We start from the raw sequence: 18,844 nt of genomic DNA on the forward strand, positions 1-18,844 counted from the left end.
ATCCTTCCTGAGACAACTTGATATAAATTATATTATACATATATTGAGAAATCATAAAGCGACAACCTCCACGTTCAGCACATCATACAGCTCATCAAGCGAATGAATCTCGTACGTCGGGATGATTCCGGACTCATTTGCTTTCTTTCCGGGATTAAACCAGCACGTATCAATTCCCGCCATCTGACCGCCTTTTATGTCCGCGCTCAGTGAATCGCCGATAATAAGTCCGCCCTCGGCAGAAAAACCGGGAATTCTCGCAAACACGTAATCAAAGTATTCCTTCATCGGCTTTTGAAAACCCGTGTCCTCAGATACAAACACATCTTTAAAGAACGGATACAGACCGGAGTCGCCCAGCCGCTTATATTGTGATCTTGAGACGCCGTTCGTCACGATGTATAAATCAAATAAAGGACTCAGCCGTTCAATCAGCTCATAAGCTCCGTCTATCATCTGGTGCCCTTCTTCTAAGTATTGGCGGTACGCCTGATTCATCAGCACGCCGTCGGCTTCGAGGCCGTATTCTTTAAACAAAAGGGCAAACCGTGTATTCACCACTTCATCGCGGGTCATTTCCCCCTCTTCAAACGCCTTCCACAGCCCTTGATTTAACGCTTTATAACGGGCTTCCACCTCTGCCGTCAGCTCCAGCTTTGAACCTTGAAACAATTTTTGAAGAGCATCGGTTTCTGAAGCGGTAAAATCCAGCAGCGTATTGTCTATATCAAATAATAACGTACGGTAATGACTCATCGATGTTTCCCCCGGTTCTGCTTTTTTTAACCAGTATACCACTCGCGGACAAGCCGAAAAAGACACCCCTGTAAGAGAGGTGTCTTTTTGAATTATACAGCGTCTTCTATTTTCGATTTTTCACCAGGCATGCGCTTGCCGATACCGAACGCATAATAGCTGACCGTCACAATCGCCAGGAAAATCACCCCGACAACCAAAGAAATCCGCGTATCTTTGTTAAACCACATGCCGATCAATACCATGAGTAAGAAAGCGATCGTCAAATAGTTTGTAAACGGCGCAAAAGGCATTTTAAATGGATGCTTATCAAGCTCAGCGCCCTTCGCTCTTCTGAAACCGAGATGGCTGATTAAAATGACGAACCACGGAATCATTCCCGGCAGCACACTCGCGCTGTACACATAGACAAAAATTTTCGGAGGCGCGATGTAGTTCAGCACGACACCGATCACAAGTCCGATTAATACCGCAAGCGTACCGAATATCGGCACACCGCTCGAAGAAACTTTCTTAAAGAATTTCGGGGCCTGTCCGTTCACGCCCAATGTGTAAAGCATGCGTCCCGCACTGAATATCCCGCTGTTGCATCCGGACATCGCAGCGGTAATCACAACAAAGTTAATCAAACCGGCCGCCGCCGTAATCCCGACTTTCGCAAATGTCGAAACAAACGGACTGCCGAGTGAGTGAAGCTCATTCCACGGATATACGGTAACGATTACGAAAATCGCACCGATGTAGAAAATTAAAATCCGCCAAATAATACTCTGAATCGCGCTTCGCAGCGTTTTTTGCGGGTCCTTCGCTTCCCCTGCCGTAATCCCGATCAGCTCGACCCCTTGATAGGCCGCAACAACCAAAGACAAGGCAAAGAAAAATCCTGAAAAACCATTCGTAAAGAAACCGCCGTGCGACCATAAATTAGATAATCCGATCGCATGCCCTCCGTTACCGAAACCGAAGAAAATAATTCCGATTCCGGCCACAATCATCAGAATAATGGTGACGATTTTGATCATGGCAAACCAAAATTCAAACTCACCGAAAGATTTTACCGAAATTAAATTCGCCGCACCGAGAATGGCCATGGCGATAATGCCGGGAATCCATGCCGGCAGATCAGGAAACCAATATTTCATATACGAACCGACGGCGATAATTTCAGACATCCCGACGATCACCCATTGAAACCAGTTGCTCCACGCCGTCATATAGCCGGCTAACGGATGTATATACTTATGGCCGAACGTCGCAAACGACCCTGTACTCGGCTCTACATAGAGCATTTCGCCCATCGCACGCATGATAAAAAAGATAAAGATACCCGAGATCGCATAAGCCAGCAGGACAGACGGCCCGGTCCATCCGATCGTGCTGGATGACCCCATGAATAAACCGACACCGATCGTGCCGCCCAGCGCAATCATCTGTATATGACGCGCGCCTAAGCCTCTCTTTAATTCTTTGTTTGCCACTTCGCTTCCTCCTCTTAACAGCTCTGATATATGTGAAATAATGAAGCAGAAGGTGCACCTGTTGAACCTAACTCACTCTTCATTTCCCGCAATATTAGAAATATTCTATTTTTCTATTGTTGTATAATCTCCAATTTCCTTATTTCATCATAATAAATTTCCGTGGAAAATACAATTGTTTTTTTCAGGTAAACACCTTGCACCCTAAACCAACAAACTAAAAATAAAGCGCTTTCATTTTTATTGAATTATGAATATTGAGATAATAAATGCCGCAGCCTCCGAGAAACAGGATGTCCCTGGAGAAACATGTTCCGCCCCCTATTCAATATTATTTTTGCTAAGCAGAATGGCGTAAAGTCTTACTCTCTTCCATTCTCCCTTGTATACGCCATAATCCTGCTTAACCGGCAAAAATCATGCATTAATCGATAAATGCCTCATTCAGCCGCAGCAAAAGCCGGCCGAACATTTCTTTTTCATCGCCTGACCAATCGTCAAGCATATGTTGGTATCGATCAAGACGCATCTTTTTATCAGCTTTTAACCTCTGTTTGCCAAGCTTCGTAATCGCAAACAGACTGACCCGCCCGTCAGAAGGATCGGAAAAACGCTGGATCAGCTCTTTCGACTCCAAGGCCGCGGCCTGGCGTGACAATGTGGAAATATCCAGCTTAAATGATTCAGCCAATTCCTTCACACGCGCCGGCCCGAATTCATCCAGCTGCCGTAATAACAAATACGCAGCCCTTTCCAGATGTCCGATTTTACGGTCGGAGTTATCAAGATAAACAGCTCTCCTGATAAAAGTGGTGAGCTCATATTCAATTAATTCAATCGGATCTTGTTTTGACAACAGCCTCACTCCTTACAATTGACAACAGCAATATTAGTTGTATAATACAAACATATGCACATTTACTCAGAAAACATATAGAAAGATTTTGCATACATATATTTGTATAGTACAAATATATGCACAAAAAGTAAAGAAACATATCGAAGCATCAAGAAAGGGGGAAGCTGCTCTTCTCCAAAGAACAGCATTGTCGTGAAAGTCATACGCATCATACTGCAAATCATTATTTTATTCGCATTTTCCTTTATCGGGGGAGCCGTTCAGCAGTTCTTTCACCTGCCCATTCCCGGAAGTATCATCGGTTTGATCCTGCTGATCATATGTTTATCGGTTAAGATCATTCCCGTCAAAATGATTGAAGACGGAGCCGGATTTTTGCTGTCTTTTCTTCCGCTGTTATTCATTCCGGCCATGACGGGCGTCATCAATTACCCGTCACTGTTTTCCGCCAGCGGGGCTGCTCTGTTTCTGATCATCGTGCTGAGCACCATCGTCACAATGATCGCCGCAGGGTACGCCAGCCAGCTGTTAGAGCACAAAGCCAATCAGAGAAAGGAGAAAAAGAAGTGCAGCAAGCATGTATCGCAATCCTTATAATTTTGTTCACGGCCGCCGCCTATCTGGCTATGGTGAAATTATATGTGCGCTTTCCATATCCCTTTCTCATACCGGTTTTGACGACTACGATTTTCATTATCGCCGTGCTGCTTGTTTTTCATATTTCGTATAAAGACTATATGATCGGCGGACAATGGATCAATTCACTGCTCGGACCCGCCGTGGTGGCTTTGGCATACCCGCTTTATAAGCAGCGCCGGGTGTTAATCAAGTATATGTTTCCGATCATCGGCGGCGTGTTAGCCGGTTTATTCTCCGGAATGGTCAGCGGCCTGCTATTTGCAGAGCTGTTCGGCATCAGCCGGAGTTTGATTTTGTCAATTATCCCAAAATCAATTACGACGCCTGTCGCCATACAGATTGCGTCCGGTATCGGCGGTGTCCCTTCCATGACAGTCGTGTTCGTCATGATCGCAGGGTTTTCCGGCGTTATCTTAGGACCGCTGCTTCTCAAGTGGATCCGCATCCGCAGCTCACTCGGGAAAGGAATTGCATTCGGGAGCGCTTCCCATGCGCTCGGCACCTCAAAAGCAATGGAGTACGGAGAATTAACGGTCTCCATGAGCTCTGTTTCCATGACGCTCTGCGCCGTGTTAGGGTCGGTCTTCGGCCCCGTCGTAGCATGGATGTTTCAAATTTAAAGCTGGCGGTTCTCCGTCAGCTTTTTTCATGTGCGGATCATCTCATTCCCTTCCATTATTATGTTTCATTTGTAAGAATAATGGTAAAGTAGAAAACAAGGAGGGATTTAATGATGACTGGAGCAATTCCGCAAAAGAAACTGCTGGATGGGACAAGCATTCCCGCGATCGGCTTCGGTACATACGCTCTTAATGGAAACAACGGCGTTCATGCCATTACCAGCGCCATTGATATCGGCTACCGTCTGATTGACACCGCTTATAACTATGAAAATGAAGGATCGGTCGGAGAAGCCATCAAGAGAAGCTCTGTTCCGAGAGAACAGCTATACGTGACGTCCAAGCTGCCCGGGCGCTACCATGACTATGACAAAGCTGTACAAACCATCCAAGAATCTTTATACCGCGCCGGTCTGGACTACTATGACCTGTATCTCGTCCATTGGCCGAACCCGAAACAAGACCGCTACACGGAAGCATGGAAGGCACTGATTGATGCGAAAAAATGGGGCCTGATCCGATCCATCGGCGTCTGCAATTTCCTGCCTGAGCATATCGAACGGCTCGAACGTGAAACCGGCGTAAAGCCCGGCATCAACCAAATTGAACTGCATCCCGCTTTTAATCAGCAGCAGCAGCGCCAATGGCACGAAGAACAGGGCATCGTGACAGAATCATGGAGTCCGTTATCCCGGGCCGGCGAAGTATTGAACGATCAAAAACTCGGACAGATTGCGGACAAATACGGCAAAACCATTTCTCAAGTCATTTTACGCTGGCATATCCAGCTGGGCGCCATCCCGATTCCAAAATCAGCATCGCCCGAGCGCCAGCTTGAAAACATCTCCGTTTTTGATTTCTCCCTTGATGAAAACGACATGAGCATTATCGACTCGCTTACCCGCCCCGACGGACGCATAAACGGCCAAGATCCGGCGGAGTATGAGGAGTTTTAAGTAAACGCATAAAGAAAAGCTGACGGCATCATTCGTCAGCTTTTTTCTCATTTTATATACACACACCCAGCTCCCGTTTCCATTCAGAAAGCCAATCTGTATCCCCAGATCCGTATTGCCTGCTTTGGCCGACATCACGCAGAGATCCGTTTTTATACTCAATGGACAGAACCAAATCAGGAATGGCGTCATAACCCGTTCTCGCAAGCTTCGTGAGCCCCTGTCCGTAATGGGCGGCCGCTTCTGCCGCCGTATGTCTCAACAAAGGATCTTGCTGCAGCGCTTCCTTATAGACGTCTAAAAGGTCGCGTCCGTCTTCTGTGACGTACTTTCCGTCCACGATCTGCAAGTCTTTCAGATGATAGCCGGTCACCTCGTACATTTCCCGAACGACTTGATATTTCTCATATGTTTCCGGCGTAAACTGCGAGGAGTCATCACTCCGGCTGCGAATGATGTGCGCAAACAGCTCTTTGCTGTTTTCCCCGGAGTTTAAGACAGCTTCAATCTGCTGAGTGAGCTCTTTATCGTCAGTCCCGCTCACTTTTAACAGATAATCAATCGGTGATATCGTAAATGTAAGATTCGCACCCTCCGGAATCTGAATATGATTCCGATGGAAAAGCATCTCAATCTGCTGATTCACCTGCCCGCGCTGAAACACCTTTTCATTTTCGACTTGAATCTCTCCGTTGAGCGTTTCACCCCGAAACGCCGCATCACGGAAATCATAGCTCTGGGCTTTCCCCTTAAACAGCCATTCCGTTTCATTATGATAAGCGGCCTGACGCTCCGATTCTGATAAATCACTTCTGAAATAAGGTGAATCGGCACGCTGGTATTTGTCCTTAATATAATGCAAAGGATCTGGTTTTCGTTTATTGATTTCATTGATACGGCTGTATTTCTCATCAAGAATCTTGCTCGCAATATCACTCTCAGACTCATATGGATTATTAGCGTCTATTACCGTCTCATTCCCATTATCCGTAATCGTTTTCTGATTTGCAGATTGATATAAACGGGACAGGCTGCTCCCTTTCTCAGTGACACCGCTCCTTGAATAATTCACCTGGCTCAGATCGCGGCTCCCGCCTGTCTGAATCAATAAGCTGTCCGATCCTTTTGCCGCATCTTTCACATTTGTTTTGGAAGAATACCGCTGAAGCACTTGCTGAGCCATTACTTGATTTTTTATATATCGAGCGTTTAGGCGCATGTTTTTAACCTCCGCTTGAGATGATGTTCTAGTGTTTTTATCGGCTGTCTTCCAGTAGATTTTAACCTTAAATAACAAATGTTTACATAGCTAATGTTTTTATGTATGATGTAGTCAAAAAGGGGGATTTTTCCATGAAGAAGTGTATATTGATTCTATTTGTCAGTGCAATCGTATTATCAGGCGCATTGTTTGCATCTTCACCTTCAGCCTCTGCGTCTCAAAAGAACTCGTTACAAATAAGCGCCATTACAGGAAATCATTCATTTGAAACTGCCAATCCGGTAGGCTACTGGAAATATAAAAATATTGATACTGCCATATTGCCAAAAGGGGAAAAAGATTCGTATTTCACTTTCACGGCAAATAAGGGAGAAAGACTTTATGTCAGGAGTTCAACAAGAAGTGAATACAAGGGAATGGACATTGAAATTTATAATAAAAATAAAGTACTGATCAGTAAAGGCACAGAAGTGATAAATCCTGATACGGCGCTACCTTTTATCTATGCGGATACAGATGCGAAAGAAAATAACGAGACGTTCTACGTGAAAGTGTCCCGCGGCTCCTACACTGACGATATGTACTTTACTCTCTCTATTTACGACCGAATCAAATCCGGCAGTGAGACCTTCTCATTCAGCGGTACAGCTGAAAATAAAGGGAACACAAGCCTCAGTCCGAATGGATCAGATTCAACTGTTCTTAGACTCGACTTAACCAAACAGACAAGCATTCCAAGAGACGCCACAGTGAAAAGAATCAACACCACCGCAACCCAAACACCAAGCCAAGGAAATACAAGCCACTACATCATGTCGGAAGAAAATAAAGTGTGGCACCGTGCACTTGCAAACAGCTCCACTCAAGGAAATTACGGTATCACACTGGATGATAACCTCTCAGTCTCAAGCATCTGGAATTTTAAATACAACACACTCGCAACAGCAAAATCGACTATGAAAAATGTGAAATTGAAGATTGATTATGAGTACGATGTGACAACGCAGTTTTAATTAGAAGAACAGCCGCCCATTGTGCGGGCGGCTGTCTGCTTGGAGTTAAAGTGAATTTATGAGCCCGTGCCATGTCTTATCCTGTTGTAACTTGATCAGTTGCTAAAATTCTTTTTTATGATATATAGCTGCGGCAATGAAAAATGAAATGATATATAAGATAACGCCGATCATGAGATATATAATCGGGACATATAAAGAAGGATTTATGTGCAAAAATGACAGCGGTACTTGTTCTGCTACATACCCAACGACACTTTGCAATCCAAACGTAGCAAAAAGTCCCCCCATTGCTCCTCCAATCACGATAGCATCGGATTTTTCCGGGCCTATCATGTAGAGAAGAGGATAAACGATTGCACCGGCAAAGAGAACGATGAACGTTCCAAAAGAGACAATATTAAATATGCCGTCAATTGGTTCATCAGAACCCAGGCTGTATACAAGGAAAATACCATAAGATATTACAGCTCCGATCACAACAATCAAAAGATAAAAGACATAGTGGCTTTGAACAATATTTGTTCTGCTGACCGGTAAAGTCAGGACATACCTGTCATAGCCAGACTTGCTCTCATACTTTATAACCTCAAGTGCGGGCATGACGACAAACAAAATAATCAGCATAGCAACAAAACGATGCATTGAAGCATCCCCAAAATAAAAAATGACTGCTGATACCAATATGGCCAACCCCGTGTATGCAAAGAAACTTCGATAAACCAGGTAATAGTTAGTCAGTAACAGACCTCTCAATTTTTTCACTCCTCGTTAAAAAGACGCTGATTTCTTCTATGGAAATGGTGTTGGCCGTTACGCCATTCGGCAATTTCTGTTGATCCGATACAAGCACACTCCAATAAGATCCATGATTCCTTTTTGCTAGAACGATATCTTCGTCAAGCTCAGCCAATCGGCCTTCATCAACATCTATAACAGTATAGCTTTCAAGAACCTTATCTTTCTCTTCATTTAATAAAATTTCGCCATCTTTCATAATAACGATATGGCTGGCTATCTTCTCGACATCAGTCATAATGTGCGATGAAAGTAAAATACCGCCGTTGCTTTTGCTCACAAAGCTTTTTAATTCATTTAACAGATCATCTCTTGAAGAGGGATCAAGCCCTCCCGTTGCTTCATCCAGGAGTAATAATTTTGCATTATGCGACAAAGCAACAGCTACGGATAACTTCATTGACATGCCGCGCGAGAATGTATTCACTTTTTTGTCCATAGGTAAAGAGAAAGAATGAACCAACCGGTAAAAATGATCTTGGTCCCAAGCACCGAATAGTTTCTTAAATACATGATTCAGCTGCTTTATCGTAAGGTGCGCAGGAAGATTCATCGCATCAAATACGACCCCAATATTTTCTTTGAACTTTATATGTTTATCCAGATTCTCTTTACCAAAGATTTTCACTTTACCTCTATCCTGAGAGATTAATCCTAATATCGTTTTAAATGTTGTTGACTTGCCTGCGCCGTTATCACCGATAAATCCGACAATTGATCCGGCAGGCACATTGAATGTAACATCCTTTAAAACAGCTTTATGGCCAAAAGATTTGCTGATGTTTCTGATTTCTAAAAGGTTTGACATCATTCCACTCCTATCATTGTTGTCAGGACTTTTTTAAGAATTGAACCGGATTATTGCAAAAATGTTGTTATTTTCATATCCAGTCGAGGTATTCATAATGGATCAGGAGTCGGCAAATACAAAAGGGATTTTAAAGTCTTTATTAATCATAATACGGATGTGCAATCGATTGATTACGTTTATATAATGGAAATTCATGATGAAAATTGCTGGAGGGGACTTACTTGCTGGAAAAGAAAATGTGCATTCTATAAAGTATATATGTATTCAAGAGATAACAAATTTAATTATGACTGTCTAATTGAGGAGCCCCTTCAAGAATGAAGTATGCCCTATAAAGGAATGAGTCATGGGAATAAAACACCAAACAAATACTTATTCAAAAACCAATAATTGACCGTTACCATTCTTTACTAATGGTTACATTTATGGGTTTAAACTGGAATATATTTATATTATAAAATAGGTGTTACTTCTTTTCAATATAAATACGTAGATTTCTTTATAAATATAAAAATCTTCAGTTAATCAATAGGCGAACACTTCTTATTTTTATACTAAAAACCCCTCTGGTTTATCTAAAACCAGAGGGGTCAAACTTTCCGACTATATTTTAAGTTTACCGTGAATTATTTATTCCTACTCCACAGTCACACTCTTCGCAAGGTTGCGCGGTTTATCAACGTCACAGCCGCGGTGCAGTGCAGCGTAGTAAGCGATCAGCTGCAATGGCACAACAGATACCAGCGGAGCAAGCGCAGGGTTGACTTCCGGCAGGATGAATCTGTCGTCTGCGTCTTCTAAGCCTTTCAGCGAGATGATGCAAGTGTTGGCGCCGCGGGCTGCGACTTCCTTCACGTTTCCGCGGATGCTCAGGTTGACGTGTTCTTGTGTCGCCAGCGCAAAGACCGGTGTTCCTTCTTCAATAAGAGCGATTGTTCCGTGCTTCAGCTCGCCGCCGGCGAAGCCTTCCGCCTGGATGTAAGAAATCTCTTTCAGCTTCAGGGCGCCTTCGACACATACGAAGTAGTCAAGGCCGCGGCCGATGAAGAAAGCATTTCTTGAAACAGTCAGGTACTCACGCGCGATCATTTCCATTTCGTCCTTCTGGTCGCAGAGGGCTTCCATGGCGTTTGCCGCAATACCTAATTCTTTGACTAAATCAAAACCGATATCAACGCCGTTGCGTTCTGCTGCAACGGACGCAAGGATCGCAAGCACGGCAATCTGAGCCGTATACGCTTTTGTTGATGCAACCGCGATCTCAGGGCCTGCGTGCAGAAGCAATGTGTAATCCGCTTCACGGGAAAGCGTTGATCCCGGAACGTTTGTGATCGTCAGCGCTTTGTGACCCAGCGCTTTGACTTGAACAAGCACGGCGCGGCTGTCCGCTGTTTCTCCGCTTTGAGAAAGGAAGATAAAGAGCGGCTTCTTAGACAGAAGCGGCATGTTGTAGGAGAATTCACTCGCTACATGCACTTCAACCGGGACGTTTGCCCACATTTCAATATATTGTTTCCCGACAAGACCGGCATGGTAGCTCGTTCCGCAAGCCACGATATAAATGCGGTCCGCTTCCGCCACGGCGTCAGCGACATCGCCGGCCACAGCCAGTCTGCCATTTTCGTCTTGATACGTTTGGATGATTTTGCGCATAACAAGCGGCTGCTCATCCGTTTCTTTTAACATGTAGTGAGGGTATGTGCCTTTTTCGATATCACTGGCGTCAAGCTCAGCGATATACGACGCACGTGTCATGACTTCACCGTCAAGGTTTTTAATCACGGTTTCGTCTTTTGTCACGATCACCATTTCTTTATCCAAAAGCTCAACGTATTCATTCGTTACTTGAAGCATAGCCATCGCGTCAGATGCCACGACGTTAAACGTATCTCCAAGACCGATTAACAGAGGGCTTTTGTTTTTTGCAACGTAAATGGTGTCTGTGTTTTCACCGTCAAATAATGCAATTGCGTAAGAGCCTTTTAACAGAGTCAGTGTTTTGCGGAACGCTTCTTCTGTGCTAAGTCCTCCCGCCACAAATTGCTCGATCATTTGAACGACTACTTCAGTGTCCGTGTCGCTTTTCAGTTCAACGTTTTCAAGATATTCGCGCTTCAGCTGAACATAGTTCTCGATCACACCATTGTGAACAAGTGTAAAGCGGCCGAGTGCGCTTTGATGCGGGTGAGCGTTCAGGAAGCTTGGTTCGCCGTGAGTCGCCCAGCGTGTATGGCCGATTCCCGCTTGAGATTCAACCGTGTGATCCACCACTTCACGAAGGTCGGCGATGCGGCCTTTTTCTTTGTACACATGCACGCCCTGCTCATTCGCCACAGCGATACCGGCAGAGTCATAACCGCGGTACTCAAGCTTCTCTAATCCTTTTAACAAAATCTCTTTCGCATCAAGCTGACCGATGTAACCTACAATTCCACACATATTTTCTTCCTCCTAAAGGTGCAAAAGGAGACGAAGAAAGTCAAATTACAAGGGGACTTTCAATCGTCCCCTCCCACATGTTTTTTTGGAAGATCATGTGATTTCTCTTTGTTCGGAGAGTCGCCCCTCCGGTTTGAAGAAATCCTTACGGCTGTGATCTAAATGAATCAGCCGGGAGGCATCCGCCGAAAATTCGATAACCTCCATCCTCGTCAACTAAGCCGTTTTTCGGGCGCTTAGTTCGGGCGCTGTAATTATAAAAGATGCAAACAATCCCGCCTTTCCTGCAAGTGAAAAACAAAGGCTGAACAAGCTTGATTTTACAGCATGTGCCAAGGACGGTCAATTATTTTTTGCCGCCCCGGCATCATGTTTACTATCATATTATGCTGATCGCACTTGTCTTGTTCGCTCTCTGCTTATAAACTTCGCTACTCCGCTCCCATTTCTGTCCGCACGACATCCACGATTTTTGTGACATATTCGTCACAAAGCTCTTTTGTTCTCGCTTCGGCCATCACGCGGACGAGCGGTTCGGTGCCTGACGGGCGCACTAAAATCCGGCCGTCTCCGTTCATTTCTTTTTCCACTTCAGAAATAACGGCCTTCACCTTAGCGTTTTCTTCTACCTTATATTTATCCGTCACTTTCACGTTCACTAAGAGCTGCGGGAATTTTTTCATTTCATCCGCAAGTTCTGAAAGGGTTTTGCCGGACGCCTTCAGCGTATTCACAAGCATGATCGCGGACAAAAGACCGTCGCCGGTAGTGTTGTAATCAAGGAAAATAAGGTGCCCTGACTGCTCGCCGCCGACATTATAGCCGTCTTTTTTCATCGCTTCTACGACATAGCGGTCGCCGACTGCCGTTTGAACGCTTTTGATTTCTTCTTTTTCAAGCGCTTTGTAGAAACCGAGGTTGCTCATCACAGTCGATACGACGGTATCATCCTTCAGACGGCCCTCTGATTTCAAATACTTCGCGCATATGTACATAATCTGATCACCGTCGACGATGTTTCCTTTTTCATCAACAGCAATGAGGCGGTCGCCGTCTCCGTCAAACGCAAGGCCGATATCGGCGTTTTTTTCTTTGACGAAAGCACTCAGCGCTTCCGGGTGTGTAGACCCGACGCCATCATTAATGTTTAATCCGTTCGGAGACGTCCCCATTGTAGACACGTCAGCATCGAGATCGGCAAAAAGGTGCGTCGCAATGGATGATGTCGCACCATGGGCGCAGTCAAGCGCTACATGAATGCCTGTGAAATCTTCGTCCGCCGTCTGCTTTAAAAATTGCAGATACTTTTGAACGCCTTCAAAATAATCGTTCACAAGCCCGAGGTCCGCGCCTGTCGGTCTCGGCAGCTTATCTTCCGGTTCATCCATAAGACGTTCAATCTCGGCCTCCTGCTCATCAGAAAGCTTAAAGCCGTCCCCTCCGAAAAATTTAATTCCGTTATCCTGTACGGGGTTGTGAGAAGCGGAGATCATGACGCCCGCCTCAGCATCCATGGCTTTCGTTAAATAGGATACCCCCGGCGTAGAAATAACGCCGAGGCGCATCACTTCAGCTCCGATCGATAAAAGTCCGGCGACAAGGGCTCCCTCCAGCATATGTCCGGAGATACGTGTATCGCGGCCGATCAGCACTTTCGGGCGCTGCTTATCTTTGGTCAGGACATAACCGCCAAAACGCCCAACTTTAAAGGCCAGCTCTGGCGTAAGCTCGCTGTTGGCAACACCTCTTACACCATCTGTTCCAAAATACTTGCCCATTTTGTATCGCTCCTTTTTCATTCTGTTGAAGAAGAATCAGCGCTTGATCCGTCTTCATCCTGGTCTTGATTTTGATCCTGGTTTTGACTTTTATTCTGATCGCTGTCAGTGTCGTCTTCCCGGTTCTTGTTCTTGTCTTTGTCTGCGTCTCCGCTTGTGCCGTTCTTATTGCCGGAATCAGCGGAACCGCCGTTATTTTTATTTGAACTTGAGTTTTTCTTAGAAGTCAGCTTGATCTTAACCGTGTCTTTTGACAGGGACCATGTGACGTTTTGCGGGCCGTTTACTTCTAGCTTTACAGAGTGCTCTCCGTCATCCAAGTCCGAGACATTGGCATACAGTTCAATGTCCGACTTTTTCAGCGCCTTAATGTTGGCGGGGGAGCCTTTGGCCGTAATATTTATCGCCTGCGATTCAGGATCGAGAAACTCAATCTGCTGTGAGCCTCCCAGTCCGACCGTCTTGATTCCGACATTGTCAAAATCCTTTTTGTCTTCACTGTCCACTTTAACATGAAGCGTGATTTTTTCCGGTGATACCTTAGTGACACCCTTAGGAAGCGGGATATCGGCATTGATATCGGTATCTTTATCAATTTTGCCTAAATCAAGAGATACGCCGTCAATAAATTCAAGTGAATCCAGCACATCCTGCGGGCCGTAAACCGTCACCTCACTCGGATTCGAGTCAATGCTCGCAACGCTCACTCCGTCCGGAAGACTTCCCTTCCTTTCGATTTTGAAAGGAAGCTTTTTGCTCGGACTGGCTACGGGAACCGTCACTTTAATGACTGACGGTTCAACATCAACAGGAAGTGCGTTGCCGTCTTTGTCATAGACGGTCACCTTCACTTCCTTTTCAATGGTCTCATTTGCATTTTCAAGGTTCACGGATGCTTTGACAAGTGAAATGTTATCAATCACATTTTTCGAACCTGTAATCTGCACGTTTTTCGGGCTGATAATCGGCTGCTGAGGGGTGTATCCCTTTTTCATTTTGCTTTTATTGTAGTATTCAACTTCCACGGGAAAACTCTCAGCCGTTTTTTCCTGAATCGTAACCGTCGTGACTGACGGGTTAATGGAGATCGTCAGTCCGTCCGATACGTTTTTCGCCTTCAATTCGACCTTATGAGTCCCGGTCTTCAGCTTATTCATATCGGCGTATATCTCAAAATTCTTCGTCTGTCTCGCCTTTTTCACCGCGCTTGTCGAGCCTTTAATCGTGACATTTACGGTCTGGGGCACGCCGGTGACGACATAGTTCGCTTCATCATAGTATGCTTTTACAGGAATATCAGTAAGCGTAGCCTCGTCAGTCGTTGATGTCGGAAAAAAGGATTCCCCCGGCTTTTTCGGAGTCGGCGCCTGGTTGTTGTTAACCGCAACGTAAAGCAGCAGCGCAAAGAGCAATGCAATGATCTTTACAGCCCAGCGGTTGTTTAAGAATTTATCCATTTTTCTTGCCCCTCCAGTACCAGCGGTTAGAAGAAGTATCTCTGGCGTTTTTCTTAAACTCGGCTTCAAGCATTTCTTTCAGTGCTTCTTCCGTCAATTCTCTGTGAAGGTCTCCGTTTTTGGCCACACTGATGGCGCCCGTCTCTTCAGATACAATAATGGTTAAGCTGTCCGTCACTTCACTGATGCCGACAGCCGCTCTGTGACGCGTCCCCAGCTCCTTTGAAATAAACGGGCTTTCAGAAAGCGGCAGATAACAGGCAGCCGCCGCAATCTCGTTATTTTTCATAATGACCGCTCCATCATGCAGCGGTGTATTCGGGATGAAGATATTAATCAAAAGCTCCGAGCTGACCTGCGCATTAAGCGGGATGCCCGTCTCAATATAATCGCCCATTCCCGTATCGCGCTCAATCGCGATGAGTGCGCCGATGCGGCGTTTCGCCATGTAGCTGATCGATTTTGTAATCGCTTCAATTGTCTTATGCTGCGCTTCCTCCACGGGGGTTCCGCTCCTGGAAAAGAACCGGCCCCGTCCGAGCTGTTCAAGCGCCCGTCTCAGCTCAGGCTGGAATATAATGATGATCGCTAAAAATCCCCATGTTATCGCTTGGTCCATCAGCCACTGAAGCGTGCTGAGTCCCAAATATGAACTGGCCATCCGGACCAATACGATGACGACGATTCCTTTTAAAAGCTGAACCGCCTTCGTCCCGCGTATGACCATGATTAATTTATATATCACATACCAAACAAGGAGAATATCAACGGCATTGCCGAGGTATTGCAAAAATGGGATGTCCTCAAAAGCCATTTCCTCGTCCTCCAAGAATTCAGTCATTTCGTTTTTCTGTTATGAATTGTGCTGCATGAGCAATATGTACATCATATAGCGTGCTCATTATACCACATTTTGATTTCTCAAGTGAAATGAGCCAGAGCGGCGATGCACAAAAAAAGAGTAAAGCGATTATACGCTTTACTCATCTTCACTCGGGTCCAAAGCGCTCACGACGCCCTGGCCCGCCGATTTCAGTTCGTACCAGACCCAGTCAAACAATTGGTTAATCTCTTCAATCTGCCCGGTGACTTGTCCGGCTGAGGCCATGTATTTTTCTCCGTTGACGACGGTCACATTGCCGTCGACTTTTCCTTCAATGAACAGCTTGCCGTTTTTTACTGTGACATCGCCCTTTACGGTCTCGCCTTCAGGGACGGTGACCGTGTGATTCTGCACGACAAGGTTCGGCTGTTTGGACACACTGAAATTGTGGTCATTATGCCAGCTGTTGAAAAAACCGCCGCCCATTAAAATCACAAAAACCGCTGCGGCTGCAATCATCGGATGAGTTTTTATCCATCGTTTTACAGAAGCGCGTTTTTTCTCTTTTGGAAGATTCGCCATAACTTTGGCAGTAAAATCAGCAGGGGCCGTGACATGCGATGTGCTTCGGACGAGTGCTACGGATTTCTCCATTTCATGAAAATGCCGTTTGCAATTCCCGCATGACTGCAAATGTTGTTTTAATACGTTTTCATCTTCAGGAAGGATATCTCCATCAAGATGCTTATGCATAAGCTGCACGATCTGTTCAGGACAGCTCATTTCATCACCCCACTTAAAGATCCCTCAATTGTTTTCTAAGAGCCTCTCTGCCTCTGTGTATCCTTGTCTTGACGGTGCCGACAGGGATATTCAGAATCTCCCCGATTTCAATTAAAGAGAGTTCGTCAATATACTTTAATACAATAACCGTTCTGTACTTGTCAGGCAGCTTTAAAATCTTTTTCTGAATTGTGTCCGACAGCTCCAATGACAATACGGCGTCTTCAGGGAGAACCCCGTCCGCGGCGATCTGCGAATACATCGTCAGCCCTTCTGCTCCCGCTACTTCTGCGTCCAGATAGTAATCAGGCTTTTTCTTGCGGATGCGGTCAATGGTCAGGTTGGTCGCAATTCTGTAAAGCCACGTTGAAAACTTTCTGTTGATATCGAAACTGTCGATATTGACATACGCTCTGATAAAAGCTTCCTGTGCAATATCTTCCGCTTCGTGAACATTGCCGAGCATGCGGTAGCAAAGCTGGTAAATCTTATCTTTATAAAGGTCAACGATTTCTGCAAACGCATTTTGATCGCCTTTTTTGACTTGCTTGATTCTTTTTTTAATCAGGTTTTCCATGTTTTATCTTACCTCTGCCCTTCACCGGTCTGTATCTATACGTTGATTGTTTTAAAAGGTTTCATTTTTTTATTACATTTATTTTACCAAATTTCAGGCAGGGTGTAGATGGAAAATACAGAATATACTGCCTTAACAGCAGCTTAAAAATAGTATATCTGATGAACAATCAGAAATCGAAACAAAATGCTGATAAAAAAAAGACACCTTTATGCAAAAGGTGTCTGAGACTGGGCTAGCTGGATTCGAACCAACGCATGACGGAGTCAAAGTCCGTTGCCTTACCGCTTGGCTATAGCCCAAAAATGGTGGAGGGGGGCAGATTCGAACTGCCGAACCCTGAGGGAGCGGATTTACAGTCCGCCGCGTTTAGCCACTTCGCTACCCCTCCGTATTTTTTTGAAAAACAGTGCCGGCCAGAGGACTTGAACCCCCAACCTACTGATTACAAGTCAGTTGCTCTACCAATTGAGCTAGGCCGGCAAATATGGTGGAGGATGACGGGCTCGAACCGCCGACCCTCTGCTTGTAAGGCAGATGCTCTCCCAGCTGAGCTAATCCTCCATATGACCCGTACGGGATTCGAACCCGTGTTACCGCCGTGAAAGGGCGGTGTCTTAACCGCTTGACCAACGGGCCGTTGTGTCCGCGTCGAGCTGACAAAAGTTATTATATACAGGTTGTACCCCATTTGTAAAGAGAAAAATTATTTTTTTTATTTTCAAACTTTTTTACCCGTTTTTTAACTGAAAAACTCATCCCTCCTCTCTTATTTCATTTATGATGAAAGTATCAAAATATTGAAGGGAATGGACACAGATGATCTTAGTCAGCTCTTGTCTCGGCGGTATCGAATGCAGGTATAACGGCTCTCACGCCGCTTCGGAAAAAATCCGCAGACTCGTAGAAGAAAAGAAAGCTGTTATGGTCTGCCCCGAACTTTTGGGCGGCTTCACCACTCCCCGCGAACCGGCGGAAATCATCGGCGGCACGGGCGAAGACGTGCTGAACGGAACAGCAAGAATCGTAACGGCATCAGGCGAAGACGTTACGGCTTTATATATGGATGGCGCGGAAAAAACGTTAGCATACGCAAAAGAAATAGGCGCCGCAACGGTCATCCTTAAAGAAAACAGTCCGTCCTGCGGCAGCAGCTTTATCTATGACGGCACTTTCTCAGGAAAAAAAATAATCGGAGACGGCATCACTTCCGCTCTTTTAAAACGGGCAGGCTGCCGTGTTCTATCAGAAGATGAATTGGATCAATTATAAAAAAGGAGAGTAGATATCATGGATGTAGCCCTGTCCTTTTATAAACCGGAGCATGCAGACGGACTGAACGGGTTTGTGCTGAGTGAAGAAGATAAAAAGTTCACAGCTCTCCCGAAGGATGTACTGCCGCAGGCTCTTGTCATCCGGGATCGCTACCCGACAGTCATTTTAAAAGAAGACCGCCCCGTCGGTTTTTTTATTTTACATACCTCAAAAGAAACCATTGCCCCGTATTCGAACAATGTGTCTGCCATTTTGCTGAGTGCGCTGTCCTTACATGCGCCGCATCAGGGAAAAGGTTATGCCAAACAAGCGATGCTGCAGCTCCCCGCTTTTGTCGCAAATTACTTTCCTTGGTGTGATGAAATCGTGCTTGCTGTAAACCATCGCAATCATCGTGCAAAGAACCTGTACCGGTCTTCCGGTTTTATTGATAAAGGTCGTCGCAGGATCGGCCCCATCGGTGAACAGCACATTCTGCATCATTTTTTGTGAAAGCGCTTGATTATTCATCTCACCCCTGCCGATTTTTCTTGAAACATCTATTCAGAAGCCCATATACT

18 protein-coding genes and 5 tRNA genes are annotated in these 18,844 nt (G+C 45.4%); 6 read left to right on the forward strand and 17 right to left on the reverse strand.

What is annotated here, in order from left to right; genetic code table 11:
- Positions 1-51: 51 nt before the first annotated feature.
- From BZ167_RS08510 to BZ167_RS08520, 3 genes are all read right to left on the reverse strand, one after another.
- A complete protein-coding gene (locus tag BZ167_RS08510; RefSeq protein WP_061047147.1) occupies positions 52-756 on the reverse strand; it encodes a YjjG family noncanonical pyrimidine nucleotidase in 705 nt (234 codons plus the stop codon).
- A gap of 92 nt (positions 757-848) precedes the next feature.
- Positions 849-2,234, reverse strand: coding sequence for an amino acid permease (locus tag BZ167_RS08515; protein ID WP_003156747.1), 1,386 nt, complete (start codon positions 2,232-2,234; stop codon positions 849-851).
- A gap of 424 nt (positions 2,235-2,658) precedes the next feature.
- Positions 2,659-3,090: a MarR family winged helix-turn-helix transcriptional regulator gene (locus BZ167_RS08520; RefSeq protein ID WP_007408979.1), complete on the reverse strand. Its 432-nt coding sequence runs from the start codon at positions 3,088-3,090 to the stop codon at positions 2,659-2,661.
- Positions 3,091-3,285: 195 nt separating this feature from the next.
- On the opposite strand from BZ167_RS08520, the gene BZ167_RS08525 reads away from it, so the two are divergent.
- The 3 genes from BZ167_RS08525 (at position 3,286) to BZ167_RS08535 (ending at position 5,308) form a co-directional block, all read left to right on the forward strand.
- On the forward strand, positions 3,286-3,690 hold the full coding sequence (locus tag BZ167_RS08525; RefSeq protein ID WP_003156751.1) for a CidA/LrgA family holin-like protein: 405 nt from the start codon (positions 3,286-3,288) through the stop codon (positions 3,688-3,690).
- On the forward strand, positions 3,660-4,352 hold the full coding sequence (locus tag BZ167_RS08530; protein WP_007408978.1) for an LrgB family protein: 693 nt from the start codon (positions 3,660-3,662) through the stop codon (positions 4,350-4,352). The genes BZ167_RS08525 and BZ167_RS08530 overlap by 31 nt, the downstream gene beginning before the upstream one ends.
- Positions 4,353-4,462: 110 nt before the next feature.
- A complete protein-coding gene (locus BZ167_RS08535) occupies positions 4,463-5,308 on the forward strand; it encodes an aldo/keto reductase (protein ID WP_077392030.1) in 846 nt (281 codons plus the stop codon).
- 52 nt (positions 5,309-5,360) lie between these two features.
- Here the strand turns inward: BZ167_RS08535 and BZ167_RS08540 are convergent, their stop codons facing one another.
- Positions 5,361-6,527, reverse strand: coding sequence for a DUF4885 family protein (locus BZ167_RS08540; RefSeq protein WP_077392031.1), 1,167 nt, complete (start codon positions 6,525-6,527; stop codon positions 5,361-5,363).
- Between the two features lie 134 nt (positions 6,528-6,661).
- Between BZ167_RS08540 and BZ167_RS08545 the strand changes: the two genes are divergently transcribed.
- Positions 6,662-7,543 (forward strand): hypothetical protein, encoded by an 882-nt coding sequence (locus tag BZ167_RS08545; protein WP_015416700.1) that lies wholly within the window; start codon positions 6,662-6,664, stop codon positions 7,541-7,543.
- 102 nt (positions 7,544-7,645) lie between these two features.
- On the opposite strand, the gene BZ167_RS08550 is transcribed toward BZ167_RS08545, so the two are convergent.
- The 13 genes from BZ167_RS08550 to BZ167_RS08610 all read right to left on the reverse strand — a co-directional run bounded on the left by BZ167_RS08550 (position 7,646) and on the right by BZ167_RS08610 (position 17,648).
- On the reverse strand, positions 7,646-8,299 hold the full coding sequence (locus BZ167_RS08550) for an ABC-2 transporter permease (protein WP_031378865.1): 654 nt from the start codon (positions 8,297-8,299) through the stop codon (positions 7,646-7,648).
- A complete protein-coding gene (locus BZ167_RS08555; RefSeq protein ID WP_015416698.1) occupies positions 8,277-9,149 on the reverse strand; it encodes an ABC transporter ATP-binding protein in 873 nt (290 codons plus the stop codon). The genes BZ167_RS08550 and BZ167_RS08555 overlap by 23 nt, the downstream gene beginning before the upstream one ends.
- Positions 9,150-9,788: 639 nt before the next feature.
- Positions 9,789-11,591: a glutamine--fructose-6-phosphate transaminase (isomerizing) gene (glmS, locus tag BZ167_RS08560; RefSeq protein ID WP_061047144.1), complete on the reverse strand. Its 1,803-nt coding sequence runs from the start codon at positions 11,589-11,591 to the stop codon at positions 9,789-9,791.
- 431 nt (positions 11,592-12,022) lie between these two features.
- Complete coding sequence (glmM, locus tag BZ167_RS08565; RefSeq protein ID WP_007408011.1) at positions 12,023-13,369, reverse strand: phosphoglucosamine mutase; 1,347 nt, start codon at positions 13,367-13,369, stop codon at positions 12,023-12,025.
- A gap of 17 nt (positions 13,370-13,386) precedes the next feature.
- Positions 13,387-14,826, reverse strand: coding sequence for a CdaA regulatory protein CdaR (locus BZ167_RS08570; protein WP_007408012.1), 1,440 nt, complete (start codon positions 14,824-14,826; stop codon positions 13,387-13,389).
- Positions 14,819-15,640: a diadenylate cyclase CdaA gene (cdaA, locus tag BZ167_RS08575; RefSeq protein WP_003156763.1), complete on the reverse strand. Its 822-nt coding sequence runs from the start codon at positions 15,638-15,640 to the stop codon at positions 14,819-14,821. Before cdaA ends, BZ167_RS08570 begins: the two co-directional genes overlap by 8 nt.
- A gap of 165 nt (positions 15,641-15,805) precedes the next feature.
- The gene (rsiW, locus tag BZ167_RS08580) at positions 15,806-16,432 is read right to left on the reverse strand and encodes an anti-sigma-W factor RsiW (protein WP_011996220.1); all 627 of its coding nucleotides are present in this window, start codon (positions 16,430-16,432) and stop codon (positions 15,806-15,808) included.
- Between the two features lie 13 nt (positions 16,433-16,445).
- Entirely contained in the window at positions 16,446-17,009 is a 564-nt protein-coding gene (sigW, locus tag BZ167_RS08585; RefSeq protein ID WP_003156766.1) for an RNA polymerase sigma factor SigW, read from the reverse strand.
- Between the two features lie 230 nt (positions 17,010-17,239).
- Positions 17,240-17,311: transfer RNA gene (locus BZ167_RS08590), tRNA-Gln, on the reverse strand.
- A 4-nt stretch (positions 17,312-17,315) separates the two neighbouring features.
- A tRNA-Tyr gene (locus tag BZ167_RS08595) sits at positions 17,316-17,400 on the reverse strand.
- Positions 17,401-17,419: 19 nt separating this feature from the next.
- Positions 17,420-17,492: transfer RNA gene (locus BZ167_RS08600), tRNA-Thr, on the reverse strand.
- Between the two features lie 5 nt (positions 17,493-17,497).
- Positions 17,498-17,573 (reverse strand) — tRNA-Val (locus BZ167_RS08605).
- 3 nt (positions 17,574-17,576) lie between these two features.
- Positions 17,577-17,648, reverse strand: a tRNA-Glu gene (locus BZ167_RS08610).
- A 180-nt stretch (positions 17,649-17,828) separates the two neighbouring features.
- Between BZ167_RS08610 and BZ167_RS08615 the strand changes: the two genes are divergently transcribed.
- Complete coding sequence (locus tag BZ167_RS08615; RefSeq protein ID WP_007408014.1) at positions 17,829-18,281, forward strand: 2-thiouracil desulfurase family protein; 453 nt, start codon at positions 17,829-17,831, stop codon at positions 18,279-18,281.
- Between the two features lie 18 nt (positions 18,282-18,299).
- Positions 18,300-18,776, forward strand: coding sequence for a GNAT family N-acetyltransferase (locus tag BZ167_RS08620; RefSeq protein ID WP_015239057.1), 477 nt, complete (start codon positions 18,300-18,302; stop codon positions 18,774-18,776).
- Positions 18,777-18,844 lie beyond the last annotated feature (68 nt).

This window comes from Bacillus sp. 275 (genome assembly GCF_001999205.1).
GTDB lineage: Bacteria > Bacillota > Bacilli > Bacillales > Bacillaceae > Bacillus > Bacillus velezensis.

Excerpts from the sequence above, each read along its gene's own strand:
- glmM (WP_007408011.1), bottom strand. The coding sequence starts at position 13,369 with ATGGGCAAGTATTTTGGAACAGATGGTGTAAGAGGTGTTGCCAACAGC.
- BZ167_RS08510 (WP_061047147.1), bottom strand. The coding sequence starts at position 756 with ATGAGTCATTACCGTACGTTATTATTTGATATAGACAATACGCTGCTG.
- glmS (WP_061047144.1), bottom strand. The coding sequence starts at position 11,591 with ATGTGTGGAATTGTAGGTTACATCGGTCAGCTTGATGCGAAAGAGATT.
- rsiW (WP_011996220.1), bottom strand. The coding sequence starts at position 16,432 with ATGAGCTGTCCTGAACAGATCGTGCAGCTTATGCATAAGCATCTTGAT.
- BZ167_RS08555 (WP_015416698.1), bottom strand. The coding sequence starts at position 9,149 with ATGTCAAACCTTTTAGAAATCAGAAACATCAGCAAATCTTTTGGCCAT.
- BZ167_RS08620 (WP_015239057.1), top strand. The coding sequence starts at position 18,300 with ATGGATGTAGCCCTGTCCTTTTATAAACCGGAGCATGCAGACGGACTG.
- BZ167_RS08615 (WP_007408014.1), top strand. The coding sequence starts at position 17,829 with ATGATCTTAGTCAGCTCTTGTCTCGGCGGTATCGAATGCAGGTATAAC.
- BZ167_RS08545 (WP_015416700.1), top strand. The coding sequence starts at position 6,662 with ATGAAGAAGTGTATATTGATTCTATTTGTCAGTGCAATCGTATTATCA.
- BZ167_RS08570 (WP_007408012.1), bottom strand. The coding sequence starts at position 14,826 with ATGGATAAATTCTTAAACAACCGCTGGGCTGTAAAGATCATTGCATTG.
- sigW (WP_003156766.1), bottom strand. The coding sequence starts at position 17,009 with ATGGAAAACCTGATTAAAAAAAGAATCAAGCAAGTCAAAAAAGGCGAT.
- BZ167_RS08540 (WP_077392031.1), bottom strand. The coding sequence starts at position 6,527 with ATGCGCCTAAACGCTCGATATATAAAAAATCAAGTAATGGCTCAGCAA.
- BZ167_RS08535 (WP_077392030.1), top strand. The coding sequence starts at position 4,463 with ATGATGACTGGAGCAATTCCGCAAAAGAAACTGCTGGATGGGACAAGC.
- cdaA (WP_003156763.1), bottom strand. The coding sequence starts at position 15,640 with ATGGCTTTTGAGGACATCCCATTTTTGCAATACCTCGGCAATGCCGTT.